The organism is Bartonella sp. CL100XZDX (assembly GCF_042195375.1).
GTDB lineage: Bacteria > Pseudomonadota > Alphaproteobacteria > Rhizobiales > Rhizobiaceae > Bartonella.
In genome coordinates this window covers 1-15,301 of sequence record NZ_JBHIOH010000002.1, presented here as the reverse complement: position 1 = coordinate 15,301, position 15,301 = coordinate 1, and the positions used below count along the sequence as shown (strand labels likewise).

The 15,301-nt window shown below is 41.3% G+C and carries 11 protein-coding genes and 4 pseudogenes; 14 read left to right on the top strand and 1 reads right to left on the bottom strand.

Annotated features, from left to right (window positions below; genetic code table 11):
- Window positions 1-2,930, bottom strand: a pseudogene (locus ACFILU_RS00130) (pertactin-like passenger domain-containing protein); the annotation flags it as partial.
- 170 nt (window positions 2,931-3,100) lie between these two features.
- Here ACFILU_RS00130 and ACFILU_RS00125 point away from each other — a divergent pair.
- From ACFILU_RS00125 to ACFILU_RS00060, 14 genes and pseudogenes are all read left to right on the top strand, one after another.
- Window positions 3,101-4,268, top strand: a pseudogene (locus ACFILU_RS00125) (tyrosine-type recombinase/integrase).
- Window positions 4,269-4,478: 210 nt separating this feature from the next.
- The gene (locus ACFILU_RS00120) at window positions 4,479-4,679 is read left to right on the top strand and encodes an AlpA family transcriptional regulator (RefSeq protein WP_011180791.1); all 201 of its coding nucleotides are present in this window, start codon (window positions 4,479-4,481) and stop codon (window positions 4,677-4,679) included.
- Window positions 4,680-4,779: 100 nt separating this feature from the next.
- Window positions 4,780-5,661, top strand: a pseudogene (locus ACFILU_RS00115) (toprim domain-containing protein).
- Between the two features lie 42 nt (window positions 5,662-5,703).
- A complete protein-coding gene (locus ACFILU_RS00110; protein WP_162147210.1) occupies window positions 5,704-5,877 on the top strand; it encodes a hypothetical protein in 174 nt (57 codons plus the stop codon).
- Window positions 5,878-6,230: 353 nt separating this feature from the next.
- A complete protein-coding gene (locus ACFILU_RS00105; protein ID WP_026500244.1) occupies window positions 6,231-7,010 on the top strand; it encodes an SDR family oxidoreductase in 780 nt (259 codons plus the stop codon).
- Window positions 7,010-7,393 carry an acyl carrier protein gene (locus ACFILU_RS00100; protein ID WP_375674295.1) on the top strand — a complete coding sequence of 128 codons (384 nt, stop codon included), beginning with the start codon at window positions 7,010-7,012 and terminating at the stop codon, window positions 7,391-7,393. The genes ACFILU_RS00105 and ACFILU_RS00100 overlap by 1 nt, the downstream gene beginning before the upstream one ends.
- A 1-nt stretch (window position 7,394) precedes the next feature.
- The gene (locus tag ACFILU_RS00095) at window positions 7,395-8,462 is read left to right on the top strand and encodes a hypothetical protein (RefSeq protein ID WP_375674294.1); all 1,068 of its coding nucleotides are present in this window, start codon (window positions 7,395-7,397) and stop codon (window positions 8,460-8,462) included.
- 13 nt (window positions 8,463-8,475) lie between these two features.
- A complete protein-coding gene (locus ACFILU_RS00090; protein ID WP_375674293.1) occupies window positions 8,476-9,762 on the top strand; it encodes a beta-ketoacyl-[acyl-carrier-protein] synthase family protein in 1,287 nt (428 codons plus the stop codon).
- A 10-nt stretch (window positions 9,763-9,772) separates the two neighbouring features.
- Entirely contained in the window at window positions 9,773-11,182 is a 1,410-nt protein-coding gene (locus ACFILU_RS00085; protein WP_375674292.1) for an AMP-binding protein, read from the top strand.
- Window positions 11,170-11,874 carry a hypothetical protein gene (locus tag ACFILU_RS00080; protein ID WP_375674291.1) on the top strand — a complete coding sequence of 235 codons (705 nt, stop codon included), beginning with the start codon at window positions 11,170-11,172 and terminating at the stop codon, window positions 11,872-11,874. The genes ACFILU_RS00085 and ACFILU_RS00080 overlap by 13 nt, the downstream gene beginning before the upstream one ends.
- A gap of 54 nt (window positions 11,875-11,928) precedes the next feature.
- The gene (locus tag ACFILU_RS00075; RefSeq protein ID WP_375674290.1) at window positions 11,929-12,591 is read left to right on the top strand and encodes a class I SAM-dependent methyltransferase; all 663 of its coding nucleotides are present in this window, start codon (window positions 11,929-11,931) and stop codon (window positions 12,589-12,591) included.
- Window positions 12,592-12,597: 6 nt separating this feature from the next.
- Window positions 12,598-13,815: a hypothetical protein gene (locus tag ACFILU_RS00070; protein ID WP_375674289.1), complete on the top strand. Its 1,218-nt coding sequence runs from the start codon at window positions 12,598-12,600 to the stop codon at window positions 13,813-13,815.
- 94 nt (window positions 13,816-13,909) lie between these two features.
- Window positions 13,910-14,983, top strand: coding sequence for a citrate/2-methylcitrate synthase (locus ACFILU_RS00065; RefSeq protein WP_375674288.1), 1,074 nt, complete (start codon window positions 13,910-13,912; stop codon window positions 14,981-14,983).
- A pseudogene (locus ACFILU_RS00060) lies at window positions 14,974-15,301 on the top strand (beta-hydroxyacyl-ACP dehydratase); the annotation flags it as partial. The gene ACFILU_RS00065 and the pseudogene ACFILU_RS00060, both read left to right, overlap by 10 nt.

The window sequence follows — 15,301 nt, the reverse complement described above, 5'->3', positions numbered from 1 at the left end:
CCCCCCCGTGCATACGCAACACGGACACGATCATAACTGCCAAAACCACCTATATAAAATTCTCCACTTTCCCACTCGCTTAAACCATTGATCCCTAAAACAATACCTGTCTGATCTAACTTAAAATCTATATGCTCTGTCGCAATACTCTCTTTAGATTTAATCGCATAGGTCCATAAAGCTGCATTCTTTTTACTTTTATCTAGAATTCCTCTTCCTGCACGCACTGTTTGCATTTCGTTGTGAAACACCATCGCTGGAGCTACAGACATAGACAATACCGCATCTGTAGAGGGCGTGGTCAAAAAGTGAGAAACTGAAAGCGTCTCACTCAATTGTGGAGAAGGTTGTTCTTTATGAACTGGACGNCACTCAATTGTGGAGAAGGTTGTTCTTTATGAACTGGACGCACAATCATCTGATCGGCTAAAGAGTGAGAAGATTCTGAAACAGCAGTTTGTTGCTCTTCAGCAGAAAGAGGATGAGAACTCGCTGGACCTGAGACTTCAATAACGTGACTTCCAAGAGAGGAAACAGTTGGAGAAACAAAAGCTGGAGATCTTTGACTCAAGTTTTGGCGGTTTTTTCTTCGACGTGGCAATTTAATAGCATGCTCTTGTGATGCTGCAATCGTTGAAAGAGAAGAAACTGATTGATTTTGATTTAAATGCCGCACAGATCTGCTTCTACTACGTGGTAACCTGTTGAGAAATAAAACATTATCAATAAATACTGCAGATAAATACCAAACTTTTTCACCCCCATCCTCATCAATTCTCTGTTTTAAACTATACGTATAGGTTCCGCCATCAATAGTTTTAACATTTGCACCAGAAAAGCTTCTCAGGGTAAAATGTGCGCCACCACTTTGATCAAAAATTAAATCAAGTCCTGCTGAAGAAGGATCAACAATTTCAATACCAGAATCTACGACACTTATTGTATGAAAACCACTCCCATTCTCAATAAAGAGGTAATCACCTTTTTCTTCTGCAAGGCTAACATTAAAGTTAAAATGTAGACTCCCTGCTAGATTATCAATGTAAAGCTGAGAGTAATATAAATCATCTTCAAAAGAGGTAAAAATGACTTTTCCTACACCGCTTAACTGCTGAATGCGTGTACTTTTGTCGTCAAACCCACGAGCAACGGAGTATAATTGAGCGTCTTCTCCATTTAATTCAATGTTTTCTACTATAGTTTGTTGACCATCGTCTCCAGCATCAAGATGGAGCCCACCAAAATCCTGAACTTTTATTTCTCCTCCTAATATTGCACCAGGAGAAATCCATGAATTAGCATTACCTTCAATCGTTAGATTCTTTACAATTCCACCTGCATAGACTTCTTGAACACCACCAGTGCGTAAAATGACTGTATTTGCTTCACCTCCTGCTAAAACACGCTGCACACCCTCTGAAAAGATTTCAGCATTTACAGCTAAACCGCCGGCTTTTTCTGCAAAGTTATCATCATTAGGAAACCACTTAGCAAGAGTTTGTACTCCTCCACTCATCACTTTTGTTCCCACAGCCATCCCATCATCATATACATTCTGCTGTCCCGGCGTATCACCTTGACCATAAAGTGTCGTGTTATAAGCACTGCTACCCACAATTCCACCATTTACATAACCATTTCCGAAAACAAGCTGCTCCCCACCATAAATTTCAGCTCTCAATGCGGTTCCTCCTCCCTCCACTCTTTGTTTTCCACCCTCGTAAATAATCGTAAATTCTGAGATCCCCTGTTCCCCTACAATCTCTGAACCACCATTTTCAATTGTTGTATTCTTACTAAAACCACCAGTCTCAACATAGAGTGTTGCAGTTTCTGGAACCGTATTATTAATGGATAATTTAAAATCATCTGCTTCTCCATCACCAGCAATATAAACTATGCTATTGTCATCAAGTACGGAGCTTTGCAAAATTTTTTCACGTGTACCAGTAATGAAATCCTCTGCATAAAAACTGAAATCACCTTTATAAGAATTGGTTATAGAATCTTCCAAAGGAGAACCATACTTTTCTTGCTCAAAAGATTCAGCTATAGGCAACTTCGTATGAGAGGGAGGAAAGATCGGAGTAGAAATTTTTTCCGATGTAGATGGTGTCGATAAAGACCAAATCTTTCCACCGTTATGATCTCTTTTCTTAAGAGCGTACATGTAGACTCCATTGTCAACAGTAGCTATTTCTTCACCCCAAAAATCTATCAGAGTAAAATGTGCATTTCCGCTTTGATCATGAATTAAATCAAGCTCCAAAATTAAATTCTGATTTTGTAGAAGAGAATTGGTCATTTCAACACCAGAATCGATAACGCTTATGGTGTTGATGACCTGCTCCTCTTTTTATCAGAAGATAATCACCGCGCTGTTCTACAAAATTAGTATTAAACCTAAAATGTAAATTACCTGAAAGATTACCGACCTCAAGTTTAGAATAATGTAGATTAAACACAGTAGAAGTAAAAATAACGCGTCCATTCCCGCTTAAATCCTCAATCAAAGAACTTTCACCGTCCATCTTGGAAGCAATAGAGTATAATGTGGTATCTTTGTCATTTAAAACAATTGTTTCTACTTCAGTACGAGATCGCTCAGCACCAGCATAAAGATAAATCCGTCCAGAATCATGAATCATAGTGCTTCCTTCTAATGTTGCACCAAAATGTAACCACGATTGTGCTTGATCTCTAATTATTAAATCCTTTACATAGCCTCCTAAATCTATTGCTTGGAAAGCATTCCCTTGTAAAAGAATGCCAATCGCGATTCCCCCCGCTAAAATGTGTTGCTCTCCACCAGAAAAGACCTTCGTATCAAATGCAAAACTGCTATAATCGTTTAGATCCTCTTCTACATAAAGATTTTGTATCCCTCCTTCCATGATCTTTGTGTTAAAAACCTCTCCATCATCGTACAATACATTGATTTATAATGATAATTCACTGTTTTATATGTTGAGTGAGAGTCCCGAATAACGTAAGATTCTCTCATTTCAAATCTGTTTATCTTGAATCAATCAAAACCACTATTTGCACATAACAAGTGGGATGAGTGTGTGGATAAAATTTATATAAGAAAGGACTAAAAATGGTTCTTATGAACCGTCTTAATGCAAGGGCTGTCGCAACACCCACGAGCTGGCAAATATAATGATGGTGCCGGCTTGTTACTTCATAAGTGTAAAGATGGAAGTGCTCAATGGATTTACCGTTGTACCATTCATGGGCGGCGCCGTGAAATGGGCTTGGGTGCCTTGAGAGATGTTTCTTTAAAACAAGCTCGTGAATTGGCAACTGGGTGGCGTTCTGTTCTTCGTGAAGGTCGTGCCCCTATTAAAGAACGTGAAAAACAAAAGTGTGAGGCAATAAGTAATCTCCATTATTTAAAAGATATCGCGTTGGATGCTTTTGAAAGTCGTAAAGCTGAATTAAAAAATGATGGTAAAGATGGGGATTGGTTTTTACCATTACGCCTTCATATTCTCCCTAAACTAGGCTGTCTTCCCGTTTCTGAGATTACACAAACAGAGATACGCAATACGCTTGCTCCTATTTGGCATACAAAAGCTGGAACAGCTAATAGAGCTCTTATTCGTCTCAATCTTTGTCTCAAACATGCGGCTGCTTTGGGTTTGAATGTTGATTTACAAGCAACAGAAAAAGCACGTGCTCTCTTAGGTAAACAACGTCATAAAACGCAAAATTTACCAGCCATGGATTGGAGAGAGGTTCCGGCTTTTTATAAAACACTCTGTGAAGCATCAACCATAACACAACTGGCTTTGCGTTTGCTTATTCTGACAGGCGTTCGTACCAATCCTTTACGTCATATTCATAAAGATCAAGTTGAGGAGGATATATGGACCATTCCTGCTGAGAATATGAAAGGAAGGCGTGATGCTACAACAGAATTTCGCGTGCCTCTATCAACAGAAGCATTAGAAATTCTAAAACAAGCACGCGGGCTTTCTCGTAATGATTTCTTTTTTTCTGCTAGAGGTCGTGGTCCCCTCGCTGAGAAATGTATGGCTACGTATATGAGAAAAAATAAAATTGAAGCCTGCCCCCATGGTTTTCGCTCTAGTTTACGCAATTGGCTCGCTGAAACAACCGATGCCCCCTATGAGGTCGCTGAAACCATTCTAAGTCATACGGTCGGCGGTAAAGTAGAGCGTGCCTATCGTCGGACTGATTATCTAGAACAGCGCCGTGTCTACATGGATAAATGGGCGGCTTATGTCACTGGTCAATCTTAAGATATGGGGTGCATAACCCCATTATCTGTGGATAACTTTAGCTCTCTTTTCTCTCATTCTTTCTCAATAAGCTTCATCACGTCTCACATAAGAAATTGTATGATAAAATATTGTTTTCTATAAATAAAATACCTTCAAAAATGAACCAAAATGTGGTTAATAAATAGTTATGATTTGTTCTCATTTTTTTACTTTTGAAAGGATTTTAGTATGACAGAAAATGATATTCTTTTAACAGACCGTGAAAGTGCAAAACTGCTTCATATGAGTGTCTCAACATTCCGCCGTCATGTAACTAATGGCTCTCTCCCAAAACCTTTAAAATTTGGTTTTTTATCGCGTTGGTTACAATCGGATCTTATCAATGTAATCGAGCAAGCGAAACAGCAACGTCAAAGCGACGCAGCATAAAAAGAAAACCTTGTCACGTAAGGACGGACAAGGCTTTCTCAAGCTCATCACCCTAGAGAGTGCACAATCTGTCCTATGACGCAACGTTATAGGATTTTAAATGATGTGTTCTTTTACGAATGTGCAGGGCATTACACGTGCTGTGCCGAGGGTTTGGCGTGGGCGTTATGGACCCGTTGCCCTGCTCATGATGATAGGCTACCTAGTTTATCCCTTGCCAATAGACATGATGGGCGTCTCTTTACTCTATTGTTATGCCGGTTGTTCTTTTAGAGAGATCATACAAGCGCTCATTAGAATTGGCTTGCTTGGAAAACAAGCTTATGATCATACGCTTTCTTTCTCCAAACAGTTTTGTGCTGATCTCAAACGAGCAAAAAAGAAAGCAGAGAGAGCAAAAGCAATTTGGCAACAAAGCAAACCAATCGAAAATACTTTAGCAGAAACCTATTTACGTATGCGGGGTATTACATGTGATTTGCCTACTGATTTACGCTTTCATAGCAAATGTCCACACCCTTCTAAAAGTGCTTTGCCCGCGTTGGTTGCTCTTGTTAAGGGTGCTGGCTCTTTTGCCATTCATAGAACCTTTTTACAAGCCAATGGCTGCAAAACAGATCAGAAACCAGCAAAAGCCATGTTAGGATCTGTAACGGGTGGCGCGGTGCATTTAAGTCAAGCCAATGCAAAACATCTGGTCATTTGTGAAGGCATTGAAACCGGTCTGGCTCTTTTGTCTGGGTTGTTATCAGAGCCCGTTAATTTATGGGCGTCTCTTTCAACCAGTGGTATGATGCGTGTGAATTTACCCCCTACAAAAGGACGTCTGACAATCGCAATGGACGGCGATGATGCGGGTCGTAAAGCAGGTTTTAACCTCGCTGCGCGTGCCTATAGCCATGGCTTTGAGGTCTTTATGATGCAAGCTCCAAAAGGAACCGATTTTAATAACGTATTACTTTCTCAAAAGAAGGAACTATGAAAGAGAGTCATTTACAAAACAACAATGAAAATACCCCCGTCAATGATAACGATAATGCTTGTTTACGGTTGGAAAAGATTTATTGTTGTTAGAAGGGAACGATCCGCTGGGACGCAGTTTGCAGGATTCTGGCCTGCTGCACACGAAACGCTGCGTGCCCAAGAGAGATTAATGCAAGCGTCAAAACAAAAAGCGATAGAAATCTGGGCGCATTAGGCTGGCATGGAAGTCCCATGTCGCATGGGGCAGCTTTATGCTGCATCTGGCAGAGGCAAAGAGACTTTTTCTTTTAGTTATGACCAAACTTGGTTGAAGAGCGGGCATAGCTAGCTGTTTGATCCAGATTTGCAGCTTTATTCGGGGCTGCAATATACTCGGGAGGATCATGACAATTTTGGCCTTTAGGTACTGGTAATTTTTTAATTAAAAGCAGTTGCTTTTAATTAATTTAGGTGGTACTGCGAAAGTAAGCAGATATCCTCGTCTATATAGTTTCATTGGGATTATGTTTTATCAAGGGTAATTCTGTGCTGGAAAATTTATAGCATGTTTAAATATAAGGGGGAGGCATGAGTCATAGTTTTGTCGATATCGTAAATAATCCTGCATATAATGAAAAATCGTTGGCGCTGGTAGTCGCAGGGACTGCTGAGATAGCGCGGAATGTCATAGATTCACTAATTAATGGTGGTTATTTCGTAGTTTTTACATGGTTCAGTAATGAAACCGCCGTTAGTGATATGAAGCATCGGTACCAAAGTGCTGTCTTGCCAGTTCGCTTGGATTTGACATCTGAGCAAGACGTCGTGCAGTTTTGTGCTGCCTTAGAAAATGTTAGAATTGAGATAGCTATCTACTGTGCTGGTTATAACCCAGCATGTTTGTGCGATGAGCTGGAACCCGAAAATATTAACGCCATCACTCGTCTTAACTATCTGTCAGCCGTGCTGATTTTCAATATGGTAGTCAAAACGATGAAGCAGTATAAAGAAAATGAGACCAAGCTGGTGTTTATCAGTTCGGTGGCCGCAAAAAAAATCAGAGTGGGTAACTCTTTATATGGCTCGACGAAGGCAGCCATGGAAAGATATCTCTCCGGCATTGCACTGGAAATGGGCCGATTCAATATCAGAACGCTGTGCGTAAGCCCTGGTTATATCAAGACAAAGATGCTTCAGGACTATTGTGCGAAAGAAGGAAGAAGTATTGCTAGCATAGAAAAAACCATCCCAATGAGGAAAATGTTGGCTGCCGAAGATGTTGCGAATGCTGTCAATGCGTTTATTAACGGTAAAATTATTACTACAGGCGTTTCATTAACGATAGGGAATGGTGAGGGGATTATCTAATGTATATTACAACAATTAGCCAGATTTTTAAAGATGTCATGTATCTTGATGAGTCAGAAGAGCTTGATCCACACAAGTCGCTATTCTCTGATTACGGAATGACTTCGATTGATTATATTGATTTTGCCTTCGAGTTAAAAAAGCACTTCAAGGTTGATGTTAGTCCTGAAAGCCTTTGGCCGGTAAATAAATGGGCCACTACAGAAGCACTTTACTCATTTGACACCAAAGAGTGGACTAGCGAAGGTGTTGCTAAAATCAATGACCTGCTGGGGTTAAAAGAATATGAATCGATTGATAAGAAAATCCAGTTTAAAGAACTCTACTCCTATTTCACGCTGAACTATATCAACCAGCGTATATCAGTTTTAAAGCACAACTAGCATGACGGAAAGGGTCTATATAAAAAACTATGGCGTGTATCAGCAATTCGCGCCTAATAGTGCAGCGCTGAACCAGCTGCTCAGCGCTGGGGGTGAGATTAATCCTTGTGATATAGACTATTACCATGTTTTGACACCGTCTATGATAGACAAGAAGCTGGTCAGCAGAGAAGACCGCTCAGTGCTGAATGATATGTCAAAAATAGTAATTAATGCGCTGATAGATTTTCAAAGTAAAGATTGTCTAGCGGAGCATGCAAAAGCTTTTCTATATACTGCATGCGATAGCGAAGATCGCAGCTTTGACTTGCTTTTTGAAATTTGCCGTAAATATAAAGACGATGGTTCAGTCTGGAAGCATATCCAGCAGTATAAGGAGATAAATAATCCTCTGAATACGTTGCGATTGTTGCCAACAAATGTGTTGTATCACATCTCAAAATTGTTACTTGATCATGAGGAAGGGACGCCGTTACGTGCCGCATCATTAAGTGGCCTAGTTGCATTGAAATTGGCTTATGCTGATATCGCCAATATAATTGCAAAAGAGCGAGCGATGGTTGTTAGTGCAGCAAATATGCTGAGCTTCGATAGTCTGACTGTCTTTAAAAAATTCGGTGAAATTCGACAAAGTGATAAAGATATTTCTGGTATTATCCCCAGTTGGGGGGCGGCGGTGATGTCTTTAGACAATAACAGTTGCGATGCGCTAGCTGAATTAATCTCTGTGACTATTCATTATTGCCCTAAAGTCAGTTTTGAAGAACGGGACTGGGAAAGCCTGTTGAGTAAACAACGAACACAACAGGGGGAACCTGATGTTATTGTTAGTTATAACAACGGTATTCGTACGCAACAAATAGCTGAATATTCAGCGCTAGAGAAATTTTTTCCAAGGATACCGGTTGTTAACTATAAATCTAAAACTGGGTACACTGGAAAACTCAATAACATACTGGATATTTTATGCTGTCTTAATGATCCTGCTATTCCTTCGGGGGCTCGGGTTATGCTGACTGGTGCGGGTATCAATTATGGTATCGGAAATATTTGGATAATTAAACACTGAGGGGAGCTTTACAATGAATACCCATTTTGATGCAGATACATTATGTATTAGTGCATATGGGGCCGTTACGCCATTAGGCAGCCAATTGGATGAAATTCACGCCTGTTTTATGCGTGAGAAAAGTGGTATACGGAAGATTAAAAAATTTGATCACCAGTATTTTCAAACTCATGAAGCTGGGATTCCTATAGAAGGTAATGAGTTGCTACGCTGGCCTAAGAAAAAAGCTTTCAGAAACGGCGAGCTTTTTTATGCGGGTTTAGCAGCAAAGAGACTGTATGAGCGACTGCATTTGCAGGAATATTATACAGCAGAAGATATTGGCTGTATTGTAGGGGTTGATGAATCGGCAATCGATATTGAAAAGTGTATCGGTTTTGCGGACAAGGTTCCCGCCGACGCGGATAAGCAATGCTTGGTCGATGTCGCGCTAGAACATTTTAAAATTGATGAGTTTTTTGATCTCGATACAACCGCGGTTCTAAAAACGATACATGAAATTATCCCGTTTGCGGGCCTCAGCTTTGCCCTTCTAGGCCTTTGTTCTGCATCAACGCAAAGTATCGGCCTCGCGATGCGAGCCATCCGCAATGGTGAAGTTAAAGCGGCGATTTGCGGCGGTGTTTCTGCGAAAGTCACCCCGCTGAATCTTGCGCGATTAGAAGAGATGGGAGTGATATCGACTGATCAAAACTACTGTGGACCACGGCGTTCGCGGCCTTTTGACCGGCATCGCAGCGGATTTGTTTTAGCGGAGGGCGCAGGTCTGTTCGTTATTGAAAAATTATCTAACGTACTGGCGCGGCAGCGTGAGCCGTTGGCCTATTTATTGGGTTACGGCGGTGCACTTTGCGCACAGCATATTGTAGCGCCGCATAAAGATGATCTCGAAATGCAACTGTCGATGGAGCGAGCCATCGAACATGCGGGTGTTGACCGTACCGCTATTGATTTTGTGAATACACATGGGACATCGACAGTACAAAATGATCAGCATGAAGCCAGTGCAATCAGAACGGTTTTTGGCGCGCACAACCCAGCGATTGTGGCGACAAAATCTTGGCACGGGCATCTGATTGCTGCTGCCGGTGCGATGGAAATTTTGTGTGTACTGGTTTCTTTTCGGAACAATGTTTTGCCCAAAATTTTGAATTGTGATGAAATTGATCCTCAATTGCCCGCTGGTATTGCGCTTGTGAGGGAGCATCAGTACCGACCGCTTAAATACGCATTGAAAAACTCATTTGGTATGGGTGGTGGCGCAAGCAGCTTGGTTTTAGGGAATCCACAATATCTGTAAGGGACACCACATGCTAACAATATATTCCTTATTAGAAAGAAACTGGCAAGTGATTTATCATCACAGTCATTATTCGGCAGAGGATGTCAGCATGATGACAAAAGGGTGTGCAGATACTGTAGTTAGATATTGTCGTGATCGCCCGCAAGAGGAGCAAAATAAGCTGTTTGTTTTTGTGATTAGAAATAATTTCGAAGGTCTGATCAGCTATTTTGTTGCGTCTGTGCTAAAATTGAAAGCTTGGATCGTCAGTATTCATGATTTAGACATTGTTGATATACTGGTTGATGCCGATTGCATTGCGGCTGTTGTAATGAGCCATGAAGTCAGGGATATTAATATCATCAGTCACCGGATTAATATCGCGTTTGATCACTGTCTTTCAACTGTGAACGAAAATCTGGCTGATTTTACAGCATATCCGTGCGCGCATTTCTATTTTTGTACCTCCGGAACAACCAGTAAACCCAAGTTGATTCAATATCATGAAAATATTCTGATTGAGAATGCCCTCGCGGTGAGCCAATCTCTTGGACTAAGTAATGAAGATTGCTCATTGTGTTATTTCCCGGTGCAGTATATGTATGGTCTCTCTACTATGCTATGTGCCTTCTTATCGGATAGCAAACTGGTATTTGAAAAATTTCAAATAAGTAATATTGGTGAACTCGTTTCGCACTATAGCATTACCAACTTGCCTTTAATCGGTGACTGGATGCTGGCAGTAAGCGACATTTTTACCAAAAGCCGAATCCATGTGCAAAATATCTTGAATGCATCCGACCGTTTGCTCACCGTACAAGCATCGGGTATCCTCTCATCATGTACGACGTTATGGAATAACTTCGGTCAAACCGAATCCGGACCGCGCTTGTTTCATAATAAGATCTGCTCGCTACGCGATATTGAAAGAACCAGTAAATATGGCGTTGTGGCACCGGGTAAGGTTCTGGTGAGTGATATAAAAATTGATTTGCGCCCCATTGATCGGGCGGATGCTTCTGATTCAGTGCGCCGTATGTTTTATAAAACGCCTTTCGCGTGTGATGGTTATGTTGATAGTTCCTTGCAATTAAAGCCGCGTGATGAATGGTTTGATTCCGGCGACCTGTTTGTTAAAGATGAATCCGAATGCTATTACTGGATAGCCAGAGCCGTTAATGAATTTAAACACAATGGTAAGTTTATCCCAGTTCAACTGATCTCAAATGACATTATTAAGTATGCCGGATGTTTAAGGCATTACTTTTCAAAAGCACAGAACGGCGATCTTTATCTCAACCTTGATATGTCGGCAAATAGTGAGCAGGTTAAAGTCGTTACTAAACTATTGACTGATAAATGGTATCAGTATGCATTTAAAGTAAATATCAGAAAAATTGCCACGACAAATACAGGGAAAGTAAAATGTACCGTGTAGATAAAGCTCATGGTATGAGCAGAGTGTATGTTAATCGCCGTGCAAACAATTATCTGTGCATTGTGAGCCATTCTTTTTATACCTATTTTTTAGCTATTGATAGGCTTCATCGTTATTTGCCTGTATCGACGAGACGTACATCGAGAATGATATTGCACCGTGAAATGGCGAAGGTACTTTTTATCGATATATTTAAACGGATTTTGCCAGATGTAAAGATGTCACACAGTTCTGTGAGCCATGGACGGAGTAAAAGTATTATGTTGCTTAATAATGATCCGCAGATTCAGTCTGTCGGGGTTGATATCGAATTTATTGAGAAAAAAAAACTACCGAGGCCATTTATGCTAGATTACTGTGAAAAATGCGCGGACTTTCCAGCAGGGCAGGTGCTGGATAATCGGCTATGCACCACAATATTTAGCTGCATGGAGAGCTTGTATAAGGCATTATGCGCCATCTCGGCGTGTACTTTTGATATAAATGATTACTTTTTAGTTGAACATGACAGGACGCGATGTGTTTTTCGGTACGTTGGGAATACATTTGTGTTTAAAGGGATGACGTTTATTTGTAACTGCTATTATCTTTGTCAATCTGTGATAACCGTTGTTTTGCTGGATGCATGTTTGCAATCAATTATTTTAGATGACCTCTTATATGAGGACGTAACCGTTTCTATACCCAGTTAGTTTTTAACGAGTTTATGGCAATGCCATAACTAGCTTCATTTAGAGAAATATGTGATGAATGATTTACTGGTAAATATCACCTCTGAGTACTATGAAAGGTATGCTACTGAAGGTACATCACCGTGGAATGCATATTTGATGGAAAGAATTCTGGAAGAAGCATCTGGTGTTACTTCTGCGAAGAAAAAAATTCTCGATATTGGCATGGGAACTGGCCACATGCTTTTCAAACTTTACCGCTCCCAAAAACTCACAGACTATTCCTTTTACGGGGTTGATATCGATCCCCGTATGGTTCAGTTTTGTGTTAAAAAATGTACCGAGTTAAAATACCAGCATGCATTCAACATCATTGAAGCCAGTGTCAGCAATTTACCGTTTCCCGATAACTCCTTTTCAATGATTTATGCCCGTTCCGTAATTCATCACTGGGCTGAACCTAAAAAAGGATTACAGGAGTTGTGCTGTGTTTTAGATCGCGGCGGTCGTATTATCATCCACGACCCCCTGGCTGATTCAGAAGAAACAGCACTGGGTATTTTTAACCAATCACGTCGTGAATGCGGTGTGGCAGCTATGTCCACAGAAGAAAAATTTACATTAGCCGGTATCACCGATCTTTTATACGGCTGCGATCTTAGTGAGATGAGCTGGACAGTGACACGTGGAGAAGGTCTAGCAGCTCTGGGTTGTGCAATTTTCATTAAAAAGGTCTGAGTTATCATGGATTATTTCTGTGCTGAAATGTATGCAAAAATGCAACCACGTATAACGGCAATAACTGGCTGCCATGCACTCGATTACATTGCTTTCCGCGATTTGGTTAGGATAAGTACACGCGTTTATTCGACCACTGGTGATAGTGGTTCTTTGACTCAAGTGGACTCTGCGGGTGAACACTTACCGATGCTGATTAGTGCTACAAGTGGCATCACTGGGGCGATGAAAATGGCCAACGTTCGTTTAAAATTCTGTAAGGAAGGGATCAGCTCATCAGAGCGCAATTTAATTCGTAACCTGCGCGCGCGGCAGGTTTTTCCCCCAGGGGATGTTGTTGGCAACCTGTTTACGATTAATCTGTTTTCATCTTTACACTACTTGGCGTGTGAAATTTTAAAAAATTGCCGTGCCCATGTTGTGCCGGTTGGCAATATTGCTCTGCTGCTGAAGAGTCATTTCGAGTTTCTGGCTGAAATACGGCTCTCGGTACTGTTTGGTGTGCCCAGCACCATCGTTCAGTTCGTTGAAGCCATGCTCAGCCTTGGGGTTCCACTGGCAATTAAAAAAGTGGTCTTTACTGGTGAATCGATGCTGAGCGTGCATGAAAACTATCTGCGCGAGATGCTGGGCGCCGATCTGCGGATAATTGGTTTATATGGTTTGTCGGAGTGCGGTTTCATTGGTATGTCCGCCGAAGGGCGGCTTAATCGGTACCTGCTCTTCAGCGATGATTTTTTCTTTGAATATGAAGATAAGAGAGGGCTGCTGGTGACATCGCTGGATCCCGATGCCTCGCGCAAATTTATCAGATACTCCGTGGGCGATATGGGCACATTATCCGTTGAAAATGGTGACCTCTATTTTGAAGGTATTAAACGCAATGCTATTGATTTTAATTTCATGGGAAATTTGATTAGCCATGAAAAAATATTCAAAATTATTAATCGACGGTTGCCCGATGTAATTGTTCAAATTGTATTGTCTTTATCCGCGGATAGACAAGAGATTATGGATATTAAAATCTGCTGCGAAGTATTTCACGACCTTGATTTGTCCGAACTAACTGAGGAAATCTATCATTTGCCGGATATTTATGAAGCTTATATGAAAAAGCGCGGGCGTATTAATCTCACCCTCGTCGAATATAGCGATTTGCTTTTCTCATCCAGAGGGAAATGCCTGCTAGTTTATGACGCAAGGGAGTCCTGTAATGCAACTTGATAATTTGTGTAATGAAATTGTATCAGGGAATTCGCATACGATAAATATCAACATCAGGTTTTATAGCGTGTCACCGGAGCAGCAGGGGTGAATCATGTCAGATGATGTTATTGATAATTATGATTTAGATAATAACGCATTGTTTATTCGTGGATGTAATTTGATTGATATTGCCGATGAAAACCGTTATTTGCAGAACGCATGGTTTGCACTGACCGGCAACCTTCTTAATGAAGAACAGATGGATCGGCTGATTCAGAATGCTAACGCCGAACTGCAAAAGACGAACCCTACAGCCAAACTGCAGGCGATGCATCAACTGATCAATGTATTGCCATCTTTGAGTTTAACGCAGCGATTTATGATGTTATTATCGCAAGTTGAGGTTTCTGCGGCTCAGGGTAAGGTCATGGCTGCCGTAAGCGACGGTGATTGTCTTAAAATTATCTTGCTGGTGCCGTGGATTATTGCATTGGCGCGCTCTTCCCAACAGTTTTCCGATTTGCCGGAGATCGAAAATTGCAATACCTTTGAGCGTGCTTTTTGGTTAGCATTAAATAGCAAGGAAGCTTCTTCCGACTGGGATATTGATATGCTTTGCCGGTGCATGTCTCTACTGCTGGGCGGGTTTGGTATTGTGACACCCACAACCACCACGGTAAGATTTATTGCCAGTACCAAGAGCGACGTCATTTCTGCACTAATCGGTGGGTTTTGTGCCACTGGCCCCGCGCATATGGGAGCCTGCAAATATGCTTTCATGCGACTTTCTAGTGTCCTCCATGAGATTGAAATCGAGAATCTTGAGGTGGCGGTAACGCATTATTGCAAAGACAAACCCTGGCTAGGGTTTGGTCATCTGATTATGCAACGGGATGTCCGGGTTGATTTCTTTTTTTTACGCTTTCAGGTGCCTATGTGCCCCTTCAGTTCGCTTGTGCGATCTATTTCGGACAATACAGGACTGCAACCCAATGTCGATTTTCTAATTGCAAGCATCATGAGCAAACATCGGGCTTCTCCTGAGCTGGGATTGTTGGCTTTTTTCGTTTGTCGTATGCCTATACTTCTCGCGCACTATCAAGCGCGGTTTAGCACTCATTCCTTCAGTTTATCATCAAAGGATTTAAGAGAAAAATATAAAAAGGTCTCCCAATTATGGCTATAAAGCATCACACCGAGCCAAATTTCTTGGGTATATGTCAGAGTATCACCTTAATCACACCGATGCGTGCTTGCGGGCAAATCGATATTTCTCACTGGGAGTTAGCCCATAACTATTTGAAACAGGGCTTGTTACTCGAAGCCTTGCATCAGTTTTCAGTTCGATTCGCCACCATGGTGGCTAAAAACTCGGATCTCACTTATCGCTATCTCCCTGTTATGGTTGAACAGTTTTTCTCTACCACCCATTTTGATAGCGATCGGTTATGCGTTGAAGGACATATTGAACGCATTAATGAGGCCTATCGTATTCACTGTAAGG